Genomic DNA, 15069 nt, shown 5'->3' with positions numbered 1-15069 from the left:
GTCGTCGAGCCCGCGCTCACGGCCGCGCTCGGGGCGGCCGTGCACCACCGCGACAACGGCCTGTTCCAGCAGGCCCACGCGGGCATCGAGTTCGTCCGCGACGCCGCGGGGCGACGCTGGGACCGCGAACACCCGGTCGTCCAGGCAGCCGCCCACGCCTGCGCCACGACGCTGCGGACGATGGGCCGGCTCCGAGAGTCCGAGTACGGACTGCGCGAGGTGGTGGAAGTCCGCCGCCGTACGTCGGGAGAGCGGCACCCGGACACTCTGGCCGCCCGGCACGACCTGGGCGCGGTCCTGAACTCCCTCGCCCGGCGCTCCGAGGCCCGGGCAGAGTTCGAACTCGTGCTCCGCGCCCGGGTGGAGCTGCTCGGCGCGCCGAGAACCTCGCCGCGTCGGGCCGTACGGCGGAGGCGACGGCGGAGCTGGCGGAGGTCCTCGCCCGCCGCACCCGGACCCTGGGAGCGGACCACCCCCAGCCGTGGGCCACGCGCACCGCCCTGCACGCGATCGTGCCCCCGCCCGGCGGCGGTCGAATCCGTCAGTGATGCAGGTACTGCAGGGCCGTGAGGACCAGCGGGTCCTCGAATTCGGTGCCTGGTCCCTCGCCCGCCACCTGCGCAGTCCAGGGGCGCGGTCCAGGCGCGTCCGGGGCTAGCCGCCCGTGGTGCGTCGTTCGGCGACACCGAGGTGTTCCCCGACCCGGTTCACCAGCAGCGTCATCTCGTACGCGACCTGGCCGATGTCGGCCTCGGCGGCGCTGAGGACGCACAGGCAGCTGCCGGCGCCGGCGCCCATCACGAAGAGCACGCCCTCGTCGTACTCGACCATGGTCTGCCGGACCTCGCCCGCCCTGAAGTGCCGTCCCGAGCCCTTGGCCAGGCTCTGCAGTCCGGCCGATACGGCGGCCAGGTGCTCGGCGTCCTCCCGGGCCAGGCCGGCGCTCGCGCCGGTGACCAGCCCGTCGTTGGAGAGCACCACCGCGTGCCGGACCTGCTGGACCCTGCGCGTCAGATCGTCCAGCAGCCAGTCAAGCTGCTTGTCCAGTGCCATTTGAGTCCCTCCCCGTTCACGCGGTGTTCCCGCCCCGCGTCGTCGTTTCGCAAGCCTTCCCCACCAGGGGCTTTCCGGCAAGGAGGATGCCCTCATGGCGAAGAAGATGACTGAACTCCTGTGGAGGCCGATGAGGGGGAGGTCCGGCCGGTCAGGCCGGGTCGGCCTGGGGGGAGACGGAGTCGAGGAGGCGGGCCGTGTGGACGCGGCCCGCGTACTCGACCAGCCGGATCAGGACCTCCTTGCCGGAATCCTTGTCGCGTGCGTCGCACAGGACCACCGGGGTGCCCTGGTCGAGGTCGAGGGCCCGGGAGACCTCGTGGGCGCCGTAGGCGCGGGCGCCGGGGAAGCAGTTGACGGCGACCACGAAGGGGATGTGCCGGTGTTCGAAGTAGTCGACCGCCGGGAAGCAGTCCTCCAGCCGGCGGGTGTCGGCGAGGACCACCGCTCCCAGGGCGCCCTGGGAGAGTTCGTCCCAGAGGAACCAGAAGCGGTCCTGGCCGGGGGTGCCGAACAGGTACAGGGACAGGCCTGAGCGGATGGTGATGCGTCCGAAGTCCATCGCGACGGTCGTGGTGGTCTTCTGGTCCACGCCGCCGGTGTCGTCGACCTGTTCGCCCGCCTCGCTGAGGAGTTCCTCGGTGCGCAGCGGCCTGATCTCGCTGACCGCGCCGACCAGGGTGGTCTTGCCGACCCCGAATCCCCCGGCCACCAGGATCTTCAGGGCGAGCGCGGCCAGCTCGCCGGTGTCCGTGGTGTCTTGTCCCATCACAGCGCTCGCAATCCTTCGATGACTTCACGCAGAATCCGCTCGTCCGGCAGCTGGGCGGGCGGTACCGGGCGGCTGACCCGCACGTGGCCCGCTTCGAGCAGGTCGCCGAGGAGGACCCGGACGACGCCGACGGGCAGGTCCGCGTCGGCGGCGAGTTCGGCGACCGACTGGGTTTCGGCGCGGCAGAGTCCGAGCAGGGCCCGGTGTTCGGGGCCGAGCAGGGACTCGTCCGCGTCGGGGCCGCCGGGGTCGACGGCGACCAGGGCGATCAGGTCGAACCGGACGCCGTGGGGCCCGGGTTTGGTCCGCCCGCCGGTCATGGCGTACGGACGGACGAGCGGGCCCGCGTCGGCGTCGTACCACTGGCCGTTCATGTCGTGGGTCCGTCCTCAGCCCGCGGCCGGGGGGTGCGCCGCGAACCGCGGCGGGGTGTACAGGTGCTCGCCGACCCGTTTGACCAGGCGGGCCATTTCGTAGGCGATCAGGCCGATGTCGGCGGCGGCGGAGCTGAGCACGGCCAGGCAGGAGCCGTCGCCGGCGGCCGCGACGAAGAGGAACCCGTCGTCCATTTCGACCATGGTCTGCCGGACGCCGCCGGCGTGGAAGTGCCGGCCGGCTCCTTTGGCGAGGCTGTGGAACCCGGAGGCCACGGCGGCGAGGTGCTCGGCGTCCTCGCGGCTGAGGGCGCTGGACGAGCCGACGGCCAGGCCGTCGTTGGACAGCACCACGGCGTGCCGGACTTCGCGGACCCGGTGGACCAGGTCGTCCAGCAGCCAGTCCAGTTCGCCGCCCCGGCGGGCACCGTCGAGGTCGATTCTGCGGTGTTCGATCATCACTGTTCTCCTTCGCTGCTGTGTGCGTGCGTGGCGTCCTCGGTGCCTCGGGCCCAGCCCGCCCGGTAGGCCGTCATCCGGTCGCGGGCCTCTTCGGGGCTGCGGCCGGGCGGGTCCTGCGGAAGGCGGGTGCCGGGGCCGGCGGCGGCCGGGGTGGGGGCTTCGCGCAGTTGGGGGACGAGGCTGGCCTGGCGGACGCGGCGGGGCAGTTCGGTGACCTCGGCGAGGGGGGCCTTCCCGGCGGGTCCGTCACTTCCGGCGGCTCCGGAGGGGCCGGCCGGGCCGGTACGGGGAGCGGCGGACGGCGTGCCGGGGCCGGTGCGGGAGGCCGGGCCGGCCGGGCCGCGCAGCCGGAGCGTGGTCACCGGGGCGGGCCGGGCGGACTCCTCCGGCCCGGCTTCCGCCTCCCGGCGCCGCTGCGGCTCGCCGGTGCCGCGTACGGCTTCCCGTACCGCCTGCGGCTGCGGGGCCGGCCGGTCGGTCCGGCGTACGGATTCCCGTACGGGCTCCCGCACCGACTCCCGTACGGGCTGCTGTACGGGTTCCCGTGCGGCGGGTACGGCGGCCGGCTGCGGCGCGAGGGCGGCGGGCTCCTGCGGGGGCTCGCCCGCCGTGAGGACGCCCTGCAGCAGGCTGTTGGGCAGCAGCACCACGGCGGTCGTGCCGCCGTACGGGGAGGTACGGAGGTGCACTCGGACCCCGTGCCGGGCGGCGAGGCGGCTGACCACGAACAGGCCGAGCCGGTCGCTGTCGAAGAGGTCGAGCGCCTCGGACTGTTCGATGCGGCGGTTGGCATCGGCGAGGGTGTCCCGGCCCATGCCGAGTCCGCGGTCCTCGACCTCCAGGACGTATCCGGCTCCGACGGGTTCGCCGCTGACCCGGACCTTGGTGTGGGGCGGGGAGAACTGGGTGGCGTTCTCGATGAGTTCGGCGAGCAGGTGGGTGAGGTCGGCGACGGCGCCGCCGATGACGGCGGCCTCGGCGAGCCGGCTGACCTCGACGCGCGGGTAGTCCTCGATCTCGGACACGGCGGCCCGGACGACGTTGGTGAGCGGGACCGGCATCCGCCAGGCGCGGCCGGGGGCCGCTCCGGACAGGATGATCAGGCTTTCGGCGTGGCGGCGCATGCGGGTGGTGAGGTGGTCGAGGCGGAACAGGTCGCCGAGCTCGTTGGGGTCGTCGGCGCGGCGTTCCATGGAGTCGAGGAGGGTGAGCTGGCGGTGGACGAGGACCTGGCTGCGGCGGGCCAGGTTGACGAAGACGCCGGAGACTCCGCTGGCGAGTTCGGCGCGTTCGACGGCGGCGGAGAGCGCGGCCCGGTGCACGGTGGAGAGGGCTTCTCCGACCTGGGCGATCTCGTCCTCGGCGGGATCGCCGGGCGGGGCCTCGGCGAGGACGTCGATGTCCTCCCCGGCGCGGAGCCGGTCCATGGCGTGCGGGAGTTTGCGGTGGGCGATCTCCAGGGCGCTGTTGCGCAGGGAGACGAGTTCGACGACGAGGGCCCGGCCGATCCGGACGGAGATGACGAGGGAGGCGGCGACGGCGGCGAGGCCGAGCAGGACGGCGGCGCCGGCGGGGCCGAGGGCGCCTGCGGCGAACGGGTCGGTGCGGTCGGCGGCGCTGCTGCGGGCGGCGGACTCGAGGTCTGCCATGGCCTTGGCGATGCCGGTGTAGGCCGTGTCCCAGCCGTGCGGGGCACCGTGGGCGTCGCGGCCGGTTCCGGCGGCGAGGGCGCGGTCCTCGGCGGCGGTGAGGTCGGCGTAGGCGGTGCCGGCGAGGAGGGTGCGCCAGGTGGCCGCCTGGGCGGCGGGCAGGTCGCGGGCGGCGGTCTCGGTGAGGGTGCGGCGGGCTTCGACGGTGCCGGTGAGGCGGCGAAGCGTTTCGGCCGAGCGCTGGCCGGGGGCGGCGAGGAGGGCGTCTTCGCGGGCGAGGAGTTCGCCGCTCCGGGCGAATTCGAGGAGGACGCGTGCGTCGGCGCCGAGGTCGGCGTCCTCGATGCCGGTGAGGGCGCCGGCGGCGCTCAGGGCCGAGTCGATGACCTTCGTGTACGTGTCGTAGGCCGCGTCGGGGGTGGCCCGGCGGGCGCCGATGTCGGTGCGGGCGGAGCCGAGGGCTTCGGCGGCCTCGACGAGGGCGCGCATCCGGCGGACGACCTCGGCCGGGTAGTCGCCGGCGTCGGCGACGGTGTGGCCGGGGCCGAGCCGGAGCCGGTGGACGGCGGTGTCGGTGCGGCGGCCCTGTTGTTCGAGGGCGGCGGCCTGTTCGGTGCCGGGGCCGGCCAGGAAGCGGATGGCGGCGCGGCGTTCGGCCTGGAGTTCGGCGACGGTCCGGCTGACGGGGGTGCGGAGTTCCGCGTCGATGCGCTGGATCCGGCTGAGGCGGGCGATGTCCTGGGCGGTGCTGACGGTGGCGAAGGCCCAGAGGGCGAGGAGCGAGACGACGGGGACCATCAGCAGCGAAACGATCTTCGCGCGGACGGTGCCGGGGCGCAGGCGGAACCGCGCGGCCGCCGGTCCTGGACCGGAGGCACTGCCGGCGCCGGGGGCGGCGGATATGCCCGTGGACGCGGTGGCGGTGGGCGCGGTGCCGGCGGGTATGCCGGAGGCGGGCGGCGGGGTCGGCTCGGCCCGGTGTTCCTCGGCGGGCGGCCCTGCGTGGGCCCGGCGGCCGCGGGCCGGGGGCGCGGGCAGCCGGGGCGCCGGGGCGTCCGGTCTCCTGCGGGGTGTACGCATGGACTCCTCGTTCCGGGTGCGGGGTTCGCGTGGGGACGCCGGGGCGGCCGGGGTGGTCGCGGGCGGATGGGTGGGCGTGGTCTCGGTCGGCGGGGCCGGCTCAGTCGGCGGGGCCGCTCAGTGGGCGGGGGCGCTCAGTGGGCGGGGGCGGCGCGTTCGCCGAGGCTCCGGGCCTGGGCGGAGGCGGCGCGTTCGTCGGCGGTCGGGGACAGGGCGACGAAGGCGGAGGTGAGGAAGAGGTAGGAGCCGAGGCCGACGGCGAGGGGGAAGATGAACTGCATGGCGGTGGCGCCGGGGAGGGCCGCGTCGGAGGGGGCGACGGTGACGCCGACGGCGAGCATGCCGGTGTAGTGCATGCTGCTGACGGCGGCTCCCATGACGAGGGAGGCGACGGCGACGGCCACCGGGGACTTGATGTTGAGCGCGGCCCAGAGGGCCGCGGTGGCGGCGACGACCGCGATGGCGACGGAGATTCCGACGGTGAGCGGGTCGTAGGTGATCCGCCCGTGCAGGCGGAGGGCGGCCATGCCGAGGTAGTGCATGCTGGCGACGCCGAGGCCGGTGGTGAGGCCGCCGAGGACGAGGGCCCGGCCGCGTTCCCTGCCGTAGCCGACGGCGAAGACTCCGGCGCCGACCACGGTCATGGCGACGAGGAGACTGAGGATGGTCAGCGGCACGTTGTAGTGGATCTCGGTGCCGGTGACGCTGAAGCCGAGCATGGCCACGAAGTGCATGGTCCAGATGCCGGTGCCGATGGCGGAGGCCGCGGTGATCAGCCAGTTGCGGCGGGAGCGTCCGGTGGCGGCGAGCGCCCGGACGGTGCAGCGCAGCCCGAGGGCGGCGCCGATCGATGCCATCACGTAGGAGAGTGCGGGTGTCAGCCAGCCATAGGCCGCGTGGTCCAGGTGTCCCATGGCCAACGGACGCTAGTCCGGGTGAGGGCGCGAACAGGGGGCGCATTTCGAAAGCTGCTGGAACTGCTGGAATATGACAGAGATACGTTCACGTTCGATCACACCGGGTGTCACTCTGCACACGGTGCGCACGGGTCGCCCCCGCCGGGGCGGGGCGGATGCCGGCTGTGGTGCGGAATCATGGGCGCATGAGCGACGATCACACACACGTGCAGGAGTTCTTCGGGGCGCGCGCCGCCGACTGGGACCGGAAGTTCCCCGGGGACGGGCCCGCCTTCGCCACCGCCGTGGCCGAGTTCGGCCTGCGGCCCGGCGACCGGGTGCTGGACGCCGGCTGCGGCACGGGGCGGGCGCTGTCCGCGCTGCGGGCGGCCGTCGGCCCGTCCGGGACGGTCGTCGGGGCGGATCTGACCCCGGAGATGCTGGCTGCCGCGCTGCGCGCCGGGCGGGACGCCGAGGGAGCGCTGCTGCTCGCGGACGTGGCCCGGCTACCGCTGCGCGACGGCTGCCTGGACGCCGTGTTCGGGGCGGGCCTGATCGCGCACCTGCCCGATCCGGCCGCGAATCTGCGCGAGCTGGCCAGGGTGGTCCGCCCGGGCGGGCGGCTGGCGCTGTTTCACCCGATCGGGCGAGCCGCCCTGGCGGCCCGGCAGGGTCGCGAGCTGACTCCGGACGACCTGCGGGCCGAGCACAATCTCGGCCCGCTGCTGGCCGGTTCGGGCTGGGAGCTGACCTCGTACGCCGACGAGGACGACCGCTTCCTGGCGCTGGCCGTACGGGCAGCCTGACGCCCGGCGCTTCGGCGCCCCGGCGCTTCGGCGCCCCGGCGCCCCGGCGCCCCGGCGCCCCGGCAACGGGCGGCCTGAGGCCCGGCGCCCCGGTGCGGCGGGCGGGGTCGGGGCCGGGAGGAGACGGGCCCTGGCCGGCTACGGGTCGCCGCCGGGTCAGCTCCCGGCCGGCGGCTGCGCGTCGGCGCCCTCGGCGCGGCGCTGGTGCGGCACCGGGCAGCCCCCGGTGCCGGGCACCGGGTGGGTGCCGAGCTCGCCCACGTCGTAGCCGCGGGGGTAGCTCTTGATCTCCGGGTTCTGCCGGGCGTAGTGCGGGGCGCTGCGCGGCGGCAACAGCCGCACCGCGCGGCCGCGCAGCCGCAGGGCGCCCTGGACCAGCTTCCGGACGGCGGGGCGGGGAGACTCGTACCGGAAGGCGCGAAGCAGCGGTTCGTCGAGGAGGGCCAGGCTCGCGCCGCGCAGCAGCGGGGCGAGCGGGGCGGGGTACCAGGACGCCATCAGGTCGAGGGTGGCGTCGGCGACCTTGCGGCCGCCCTCGTCCCAGCCGAAGTGTTCCTTCTCGTAGGCGTCGAGGGTGGTCTCGAACTCCTCGTAGGACTCCGGAATGTCCTTGATGCCCATGTGCCGGCCGAGGGTGGCGTAGTAGTGCGCGCACGCCCGCCGTTCCTGGCCGGTCAGCGGGCGCCAGCCGTAGTCGTCCAGCCAGCGTTTGGGAATCACCACAAAGGTGCACAGGACATAGCGCATGTCCTCGTTGCTGATGTCGTAGCTGCGGTGCATCTGGTTGATGCGGCGGATCGCGGTGCGCCCGGTGTCGCTCTCGAAGCCGTGCTCCACCACCGCGTCGAGGAGCAGTGCGGTGTCGTCGTAGCGGCGCTGCGGACGGTCGGTGAACTCGGCGGTCTCGGCGAGCAGGCGTCCGATGCTGGGGACGGCGTAGGTGCGGTAGAGGGCGAGCTCCAGAGCGCGGGTGAAGTCCCAGGGGAACTCGTAGGTGGCGGTCAGCCGGTAGATGGTGAGGAAATCCTGGTCGGCGTCGAGGCGGAGGATTTCCTTCAGCCGGTCGTAACGCTGCACCGGGGTCTGCCTTTCTGTGGCGGATGTCCAACTCTACGTGCAGGTAGCGGGCTTGGAAATCGCCGCCTGTGGACTCTCGACGTCCGGGTTACCCGCTGGTTAGGGTGCGCCGACGAGAGAACGACCGGGAGGCGATGTGTCCGAGGAGTCCGAGGAATCGGCGGGGTCCGCCGGGGCGGACGCAGCAGGCGGGGCGGACGGCCAGGGGGAGGGTGATGGCGACGGCTCGCTGTACGTGCTGACCGCCGTACTGCTGACCCCCGCGCAGTTCCCGAGCATCCTGGGCGACGACTATCCGGAGGCGTGTGCGCTGCTCGGGGTCCGGCCGGTGCCGGACGGGTACGGGCTGGTGCTCGGCCAGGACGAGCTGGGCGCGCGGTGGACCGTGGTCATCGACGATGTGTCGCTGGTCGCGATGGCCATCGCCTCCTGGGACTGCGGGATGGAGTACGACCTTTCGCCGGACGAGCGGACCATCGTGGTCTCGCTGGCGGGGTGGCCGCTCGACCTGGCGGTGGCGGCTCCGGGACTTCCGGACCCGCACGACCCGGAGCAGGGCGCGGACGGCACCGGGCGGGTGCCGCTGGCGCCGCCGTCGGCCGGGGTGTGGGGGTCGGCGCAGCGGCGGATGGGCGCGGACCAGATCGCGTTGCAGTGGACGGACTGGCGGGAGCGGTTCGAGACGGACGGGGAGGCTCCGGTGGCGCATCCCGGGCTGGCCCGGGTGCTGACGGAGGCGCGCGGCTACACCGAGAGCCCCCCGCCGCCCGGGCGCGTACGGTCGGCCTTCGCGGGCGAGGAGGCGCGGATGCTGCGGGTGGACGGGCCGGGCTGGTCGCTGGTGGCCCGCACCGACGACGTCGCCTTCGTGCTGCTCGACGAGGAACCGAGCGGGGTCATTCCGGTGCCCCGGGACGCGGACCTGCCCGAACTCCTGGCCGGGCTGGACCGGGTGGCCGTACGGCCGGCCTGAGGCAGAGCACGACGGAGCACAGGAGCCCGACGGAGCGGACCGGAGCGAACCGGACCGAATCGGTCTGGGCAGGACCAGTCTGGGCCGGAGCGTCCTGGACCGGAGCGTCCTGGACCGGAGCGTCCTGGACCCGGCCGAAGCGAAATCAGGCCGGAACGAAGCGGATCGGACGAACGGAGGGCAGGGGCGCGATGCTGGTGGAGTGCGAACCGGTGGGCACGGTGGTGGGCGGCCGGGCTGAAGTGGCCGATGACGACTGGGGTGCGGAGACGGCAGTGATCCGCCTGGACGCGGACCGGTTCGGTCCGGATGCCCTGTACGGGCTGGAGGACTTCTCGCACGTGGAAGTCGTCTTCCACTTCGACCGGGTGCCGGTCGAGCGGATCGAGTCGGGAGCCCGGCGGCCCCGGGGCAATCCCGACTGGCCGCTGGTCGGGATCTTCGCGCAGCGGGGGAAGAACCGGCCGAACCGCCTGGGGGTGTCGCGCTGCCGGGTGTTGAAGGTGGACGGGCTGGACGTCCACGTGGAGGGTCTGGACGCGGTGGACGGCACGCCGGTGCTGGACCTCAAGCCGTATCTGGAGGAGTTCGGGCCGCGCGGCCCGCGCCGTCAGCCGGAGTGGGCCACTGCGCTGATGCGGGACTACTACTGATGCGGGACTGACCGCAACCGCACCCGTCGCGCGCCCGGGGAGCCCGGCCGGCTCAGACCCGGTCGAGCTCTTCGTGCGGCTCGGGGGGCAGGGTGACGGTGATGGGGTCGCCGGGGCGGACGGTTCCGCCGCGGCGGACCACGCCCATGATTCCGCCCTTGCGGACGATGCGGCCCTCGCCGTCCCGGCCGACCAGCTGCTTGAGCAGGCCGTCCTGGAAGTTGTCCACCTGCCGGCAGGGGTTGCGCAGGCCGGTGACCTCGATCTCGGCCTCCTCGCCCAGCCGCAGGACGGTGCCCCGGGGCAGGCCGAGCAGGTCGATGCCCGCGGTGGTCACGTTCTCCCCCAGCTGGCCGGGGGTCACCTCGAAGCCGGACTCGGCCAGCTCGTCGAACAGTTCGCGGTGGATCAGATGGACCTGCCGCAGATTGGGTCGGCTAGGGTCCCGGGCCATCCGGGAGCGGTGCTTGACCGTGACCCCGGCGTGGACATCGCCCGCCACGCCCAGTCCGGCGAGCAGCGTGATGCTCTCGCGGTTGGGCTTGGTGAAGGAGTACTCCGCGTTGCTGCTGACCGCCGTGACGACCGCCGCGCCCATGGGATTCCCCTGCCTCGGTCAGCGGCGGCCTATCTGCTTCCTGCTGACGTGCTTCAGCCGGCGCCGCTGGGAGGAGTCCAGCAGTAGGTACGCGGCCGCCGGAACTCCGATCAGGACCAGCAGTCCCGGCCAGAACCCGACCGTCCAGAACAGCACGATGGCAGCCACCACTCCGGCAGCGGCGACCTTCCCGCTCGTCGACATCTCCTGACACCTCCTCCTGCGTCGGCAACACTTCCTACAACGCAGCGGCGCCTCCCGCCGTTCCCGGCTCCGTACCCGGCTTGGAACAGGCCGGCGGCGGCCGGGCGCCGGCTGGCCGCCCGCACGAACGTGACCCGGGTCACGACCGAGGTGCGCCCGTCGGGGCCACCCTGTGAGGTAGCGTCGGCCGCCCTGTACCTGGTAGTCAAGTTTGAGGAATGCGTGCTCCCCGAGATCTCCGACCTCATCCGCTGCTCCGCCGTCTTCCTGCCCGCCGATCCCGCCCGCACCGGCCGCATGGCGTTCTGGCGCCCCGACGGCCAGCCTCCACCCGCCCCGGCCCGGAACGGCAGAGTCACGGCACCCACCGAACCGACCGAACCCACGGAACCCCCCGAACTCCCTGACCTCACCGAACCCCCTGGCCTCACCGACCTCGGCGAACTCGTCGAACTCACCGTGGTCACCTCCGGGCTCCAGCCGACCACCGTGACCGCCCGGGTGCTGCCCCTGGCGGCCGCGCTGCCCCTGCTCACCCGGGCCCGCACCGCCCCCGGCCCGGTGACCGCCCCGGCGTTCTGGGGTGCCGCCGCCCTGCTCGCCCTGCGCTTCGCCGCCCGCGGCCTGCTGCTGCCCGGCCTGTCCGCCTCCGACCACGACGCCTGGCGCATCGGCCCGCTGGACGCGGCGGACCTCGCGCAGGTGCGTGCGCTGGCCGCGGCGATGCCGGCCGCCGCGCGCTGCGTACCGAGCCCGGCCGGAGCCGATCCGCTGCGGCTACCCGCGGCCGAGCCGCTGCTGCGCGCCTTCCTCGACGCGGTCGCCGACACCCTGCCCCGCTCCCCCGCCGCCCCGGCCGCCGCCGGCGCACCGGCCTTCGCCGCGCCCGAGCCCGGCCGGTTCCCCGACCTGCGGCCGTGGGCCGCCGAGGTGGCGGCGGGCCACGATGCCGGCGTACGGATCTCCCTGCGGGTGGAGTTGACGGAGCGGACGGGCTCGCCGGACGCGCCCGGTTTCCGCGCCGTCCTCCAGTTGCACAGCCTCTCCGACGCGGCCCTGGTCGCCGATGCCGCCGAGGTGTGGGCGGGTTCCGGACCGGCGGCTGCCGGTTTCGCCCCGCGGGCTCGGATGGACGCGCTGCTCGCACTGCGCCGGGCCGCCCGGCTGTGGCCTCCGCTCACCCCGCTGCTCACCGCCGCCGTTCCGGACTCCGTCGAGCTGGCCGACGAGGAGGTCATCGAACTGCTGGGTGCGGCCGCTGCGGCGTTGGCCGCGGACGGGGTGCAGGTGCACTGGCCCCGGGGACTCGCCCGCGACCTCACCGCCCATGCCGTGGTCGGCTCCGGCCCGGACGCCGGCACCTCGGACGCCGGCACCCCGGCTCTGGCCCCGGCCCCGGCGGCCGACCCGGCCCGGCCCGCACGGACCGGTCTCCTCTCCCCCGATGCCCTGCTCTCCTTCGACTGGCGCCACTCCCTCGGGGACCAGGCCGACCTCACCCCCGCCGAACTCGACCGGCTGGCCGAGTCGAACCGCCCCCTGGTGCGGCTGCGCGACCAGTGGGTGCTGATCGACCCGGCCGAAGCCCGCCGCGCCCGCGCCCGCCAGGACCGGAAGGTCACGACCGCCGACGCGCTGGCCGCCGTACTCACCGGCGCGGCCGAGGTGGACGGCCTGCGGGTGGCGGTCACCGCGACCGGTCCGCTGGAGCGGCTGCGGGCCGAGCTCGCCGCGGACCCCGAGGACCCGGCCGCCCGGACGTCGTCGGCGCGGCAGCCGGTCGCCCAGCCCGCCGCCCTCGCCGCCGAGCTCCGCGACTACCAGCTGCGGGGCCTGGCCTGGCTGGCCCGGATGACCGCGCTCGGCCTCGGCGGCTGCCTCGCCGACGACATGGGCCTCGGCAAGACCATCACGCTGATCGCCCTCCACCTGCACCGCCGGCAGGACCCGGCGACGGCCGGCCCGACCCTCGTCGTCTGCCCGGCCTCACTGCTCGGCAACTGGCAGCGGGAGTTCGCCCGGTTCGCTCCCGGCACGCCGGTCCAGCGCTTCCACGGGGCGGGGCGCAGCCTGGCCGGACTGCCCGCCGACGCCGTCGTGCTCACCACGTACGGCACCCTGCGGCTGGACGCGCCCGCCCTCGCCAAGACGCCCTGGGGTCTGGTCGTGGCCGACGAGGCGCAGCACGTGAAGAACCCCCAGTCGTCCACCGCCCGGGCGCTGCGCACGGTGCCCTCCCCGGCGCGGGTGGCGCTGACGGGCACTCCCGTCGAGAACAACCTCACGGAGCTGTGGGCCATCCTCGACTGGACCACTCCCGGTCTGCTCGGCCGCCTCGGCACCTTCCGCCGCCGTTACGCCGAGGCCGTGGAGCAGGGCCGGGACCCGCAGGCGGCGGCCCGACTGGGTTCCCTGGTACGGCCGTTCCTGCTGCGCCGCAAGAAGTCCGACCCGGGCATCGCCCCCGAGCTGCCGCCGAAGACCGAGACCGACCACGCCGTGGCGCTCAGCCCCGAGCAGGCAGGACTGTACGAGGCGGTGGTCCGCGAGACGCTCGCCGCGATCTCGGCGGCGGACGGGATGGAGCGCCGCGGGCTGATCGTGAAGCTGCTGACCTCGCTCAAGCAGATCTGCAACCATCCCGCGCAGTACACCAAGGAGGGCGGCAGCGGTGGCGGCCGGTCCGGGAAGCTGGAGCTCCTCGACGAGCTGCTGGACACCATCCTGGCCGAGGGCGGCTCGGTGCTGGTCTTCACCCAGTACGTCACCATGGCCCGGATCCTGGAGAAACACCTGGCCGCCCGCGGGATCAACTCGCAGCTGCTGCACGGCGGCACCCCGGTGCCGCGCCGCGAGGAGCTCGTGGACCGCTTCCAGTCCGGCGAGGTCCCCGTCTTCCTGCTGTCCCTGAAGGCGGCCGGCACCGGGCTGAACCTGACCCGGGCCGCCCACGTCATCCACTACGACCGCTGGTGGAACCCGGCCGTGGAGGAACAGGCCACCGACCGCGCCTACCGGATCGGCCAGACCCAGCCCGTCCAGGTCCACCGCATCATCGCCGAAGGCACCGTCGAGGACCGCATCGCCGAGATGCTGGCACGCAAGCGGGCGCTGGCCGATGCGGTCCTGGCCGGGGGCGAGGCCGCGCTGACCGAACTGACCGACGCGGAACTGGCGGAGCTCGTCGCGCTGCGCGCGGAGCGGGACGGAGGGAACGGGCGATGACCGAGCACGAGAAGATCTTCCCGGCGCTGCCGGCGGCGACCGGCCGCGGCTTCGCCGGGACCTGGTGGGGCCGGGTCTGGCTGGCCGCGCTGGAGGACAGTGCCCTGGACGGGGAACAGCTCCGGCACGGCCGGCGCTACGCGCGCGCCGGGGCGGTCGGTGCGGTGTCGGTCCGCCCGGGACGGCTCACCGCGGTGGTCCGGGATCCGGACGGCACGGCCCACCGGACGGACGTCCTGGTGCAGGTGTTCGCGGAATCCGACTGGGACCGGGTGCTGGGCATGGCGGCCGGGCAGGCGGGCCACATCGCGGCGCTGCTGGACCGGGAGATGCCGCCGGAGCTGGTGGAGGACGCGGCCGCGGCCGGGGTCGACCTGCTGCCCGGCATCGGCGATCTCGATCCGAACTGCGACTGCGGGGAATGGGACCACTGCCCGCACACGGCGGCGCTCTGCTACCAGGTGGCGCGGCTGCTGGACCGGGATCCGTTCGTGCTGCTGCTGATGCGCGGCCGGGCGGAGCGGGAGGTGCTGGCCGAGCTGGAGGAGCGGAGCGCGGCGGAGGCGACGCCCGCGGCGGCGCGGGACTTCGCGGACGAAGGGGTGCCGGCGGCGGCGGTGTTCGCTGCGGAGGGCGGCCTGCCGCCGCTGCCGGCCCTGCCGGAACTTCCGGAGATGCCGGGTCAGCCGCCGCTGCTGGATGCGGAGTCGGAGCCGGACCTCGATGTGGACGCGGTGGAGCTGCTGGCCCGGGCTGCGGCCGCCGAGGCGTACCGGCTCCTGGCGGAGGCGCTCGCACCCGGCCATGCGGACCGGCCGGTTCCGGAGCGGCCGACGGTGGCGCAGGATGCGGTGCGGCTGGCCGCCGAAGACTCCGATGTACGCGTACGGACGCGCCTGGCGCGGGCTTCGGGCCGGGACCGGGCCGCACTGGAGCTCGCCGTGCGGGCCTGGCGCTCCGGCGGGGCGGCGGCCCTGGCCGTACTGGAGGAGGACTGGACCCCGAACCGGCCCGCCCTGGCCCGGGCCGCGGCCGCACTGGAGGAGGCAGAGGCGTCCGGGCTGCGCCGGGTACGGGCCCGCTGGACCCTCCCGGGCGGCGAGGCGCAGCTGCGGCTGGGCCGCGAGGGGCGCTGGTGGCCGTACCGCAAGGAGGCGGGCCGGTGGGTCCCGGCGGGCCCGAGCTGCCCGGATCCGGCGACCGCACTGGCGACCTGCGTCACGCTCCCCGACTGACCGCGCCGAGGG

The 15069-nt window shown here is 74.6% G+C and carries 15 protein-coding genes; 6 read left to right on the top strand and 9 right to left on the bottom strand.

Annotated features, from left to right (window positions below; translation table 11 throughout):
• Positions 1-39: 39 nt before the first annotated feature.
• A complete protein-coding gene (locus AB0447_RS06770; RefSeq protein ID WP_366475434.1) occupies positions 40-570 on the top strand; it encodes a tetratricopeptide repeat protein in 531 nt (176 codons plus the stop codon).
• An 84-nt stretch (positions 571-654) separates the two neighbouring features.
• On the opposite strand, the gene AB0447_RS06765 is transcribed toward AB0447_RS06770, so the two are convergent.
• From AB0447_RS06765 to AB0447_RS06740, 6 genes are all read right to left on the bottom strand, one after another.
• On the bottom strand, positions 655-1053 hold the full coding sequence (locus tag AB0447_RS06765; protein ID WP_366475433.1) for a roadblock/LC7 domain-containing protein: 399 nt from the start codon (positions 1051-1053) through the stop codon (positions 655-657).
• A gap of 151 nt (positions 1054-1204) precedes the next feature.
• Positions 1205-1822, bottom strand: a complete 618-nt coding sequence (locus AB0447_RS06760) for an ATP/GTP-binding protein (RefSeq protein WP_366475432.1) — start codon at positions 1820-1822, stop codon at positions 1205-1207.
• Positions 1822-2199, bottom strand: a complete 378-nt coding sequence (locus AB0447_RS06755) for a DUF742 domain-containing protein (protein ID WP_366475431.1) — start codon at positions 2197-2199, stop codon at positions 1822-1824. The genes AB0447_RS06760 and AB0447_RS06755 overlap by 1 nt, the downstream gene beginning before the upstream one ends.
• Positions 2200-2214: 15 nt before the next feature.
• Positions 2215-2658 (bottom strand): roadblock/LC7 domain-containing protein, encoded by a 444-nt coding sequence (locus AB0447_RS06750; RefSeq protein WP_366475430.1) that lies wholly within the window; start codon positions 2656-2658, stop codon positions 2215-2217.
• Positions 2658-5390, bottom strand: a complete 2733-nt coding sequence (locus AB0447_RS06745) for a nitrate- and nitrite sensing domain-containing protein (RefSeq protein ID WP_366475429.1) — start codon at positions 5388-5390, stop codon at positions 2658-2660. Before AB0447_RS06745 ends, AB0447_RS06750 begins: the two co-directional genes overlap by 1 nt.
• 134 nt (positions 5391-5524) lie before the next feature.
• The gene (locus tag AB0447_RS06740) at positions 5525-6304 is read right to left on the bottom strand and encodes an MHYT domain-containing protein (protein ID WP_366475428.1); all 780 of its coding nucleotides are present in this window, start codon (positions 6302-6304) and stop codon (positions 5525-5527) included.
• A gap of 188 nt (positions 6305-6492) precedes the next feature.
• Here AB0447_RS06740 and AB0447_RS06735 point away from each other — a divergent pair, with 188 nt between their 5' ends.
• Complete coding sequence (locus AB0447_RS06735) at positions 6493-7092, top strand: methyltransferase domain-containing protein (protein ID WP_366475427.1); 600 nt, start codon at positions 6493-6495, stop codon at positions 7090-7092.
• Between the two features lie 156 nt (positions 7093-7248).
• On the opposite strand, the gene AB0447_RS06730 is transcribed toward AB0447_RS06735, so the two are convergent.
• Positions 7249-8169, bottom strand: a complete 921-nt coding sequence (locus AB0447_RS06730) for an oxygenase MpaB family protein (RefSeq protein ID WP_366475426.1) — start codon at positions 8167-8169, stop codon at positions 7249-7251.
• 229 nt (positions 8170-8398) lie between these two features.
• Between AB0447_RS06730 and AB0447_RS06725 the strand changes: the two genes are divergently transcribed.
• Both AB0447_RS06725 and AB0447_RS06720 read left to right on the top strand, forming a co-directional pair.
• Positions 8399-9142: a hypothetical protein gene (locus AB0447_RS06725; RefSeq protein WP_366475565.1), complete on the top strand. Its 744-nt coding sequence runs from the start codon at positions 8399-8401 to the stop codon at positions 9140-9142.
• Positions 9143-9333: 191 nt separating this feature from the next.
• The gene (locus tag AB0447_RS06720; protein ID WP_366475425.1) at positions 9334-9795 is read left to right on the top strand and encodes an SAM-dependent methyltransferase; all 462 of its coding nucleotides are present in this window, start codon (positions 9334-9336) and stop codon (positions 9793-9795) included.
• Between the two features lie 52 nt (positions 9796-9847).
• On the opposite strand, the gene AB0447_RS06715 is transcribed toward AB0447_RS06720, so the two are convergent.
• Positions 9848-10393, bottom strand: a complete 546-nt coding sequence (locus tag AB0447_RS06715; RefSeq protein ID WP_366475424.1) for an MOSC domain-containing protein — start codon at positions 10391-10393, stop codon at positions 9848-9850.
• An 18-nt stretch (positions 10394-10411) separates the two neighbouring features.
• Positions 10412-10597, bottom strand: coding sequence for a hypothetical protein (locus AB0447_RS06710; RefSeq protein ID WP_366475423.1), 186 nt, complete (start codon positions 10595-10597; stop codon positions 10412-10414).
• A 222-nt stretch (positions 10598-10819) separates the two neighbouring features.
• On the opposite strand from AB0447_RS06710, the gene AB0447_RS06705 reads away from it, so the two are divergent.
• Positions 10820-13822, top strand: a complete 3003-nt coding sequence (locus tag AB0447_RS06705; RefSeq protein WP_366475422.1) for a DEAD/DEAH box helicase — start codon at positions 10820-10822, stop codon at positions 13820-13822.
• On the top strand, positions 13819-15057 hold the full coding sequence (locus tag AB0447_RS06700) for an SWF or SNF family helicase (RefSeq protein ID WP_366475421.1): 1239 nt from the start codon (positions 13819-13821) through the stop codon (positions 15055-15057). Before AB0447_RS06705 ends, AB0447_RS06700 begins: the two co-directional genes overlap by 4 nt.
• The last annotated feature ends 12 nt before the right edge of the window (positions 15058-15069 follow it).

Source organism: Streptomyces sp. NPDC051211, assembly GCF_040689505.1.
Lineage (GTDB): Bacteria > Actinomycetota > Actinomycetes > Streptomycetales > Streptomycetaceae > Streptomyces.
This window is presented reverse-complemented; position numbering and strand designations above follow the sequence as displayed.

Coding starts and splice junctions, on each gene's coding strand:
- AB0447_RS06765 (WP_366475433.1), bottom strand. CDS start 1,053: ATGGCACTGGACAAGCAGCTTGACTGGCTGCTGGACGATCTGACGCGC.
- AB0447_RS06760 (WP_366475432.1), bottom strand. CDS start 1,822: ATGGGACAAGACACCACGGACACCGGCGAGCTGGCCGCGCTCGCCCTG.
- AB0447_RS06755 (WP_366475431.1), bottom strand. CDS start 2,199: ATGAACGGCCAGTGGTACGACGCCGACGCGGGCCCGCTCGTCCGTCCG.
- AB0447_RS06750 (WP_366475430.1), bottom strand. CDS start 2,658: ATGATCGAACACCGCAGAATCGACCTCGACGGTGCCCGCCGGGGCGGC.
- AB0447_RS06745 (WP_366475429.1), bottom strand. CDS start 5,390: ATGCGTACACCCCGCAGGAGACCGGACGCCCCGGCGCCCCGGCTGCCC.
- AB0447_RS06740 (WP_366475428.1), bottom strand. CDS start 6,304: ATGGGACACCTGGACCACGCGGCCTATGGCTGGCTGACACCCGCACTC.
- AB0447_RS06735 (WP_366475427.1), top strand. CDS start 6,493: ATGAGCGACGATCACACACACGTGCAGGAGTTCTTCGGGGCGCGCGCC.
- AB0447_RS06720 (WP_366475425.1), top strand. CDS start 9,334: ATGCTGGTGGAGTGCGAACCGGTGGGCACGGTGGTGGGCGGCCGGGCT.
- AB0447_RS06715 (WP_366475424.1), bottom strand. CDS start 10,393: ATGGGCGCGGCGGTCGTCACGGCGGTCAGCAGCAACGCGGAGTACTCC.
- AB0447_RS06710 (WP_366475423.1), bottom strand. CDS start 10,597: ATGTCGACGAGCGGGAAGGTCGCCGCTGCCGGAGTGGTGGCTGCCATC.
- AB0447_RS06700 (WP_366475421.1), top strand. CDS start 13,819: ATGACCGAGCACGAGAAGATCTTCCCGGCGCTGCCGGCGGCGACCGGC.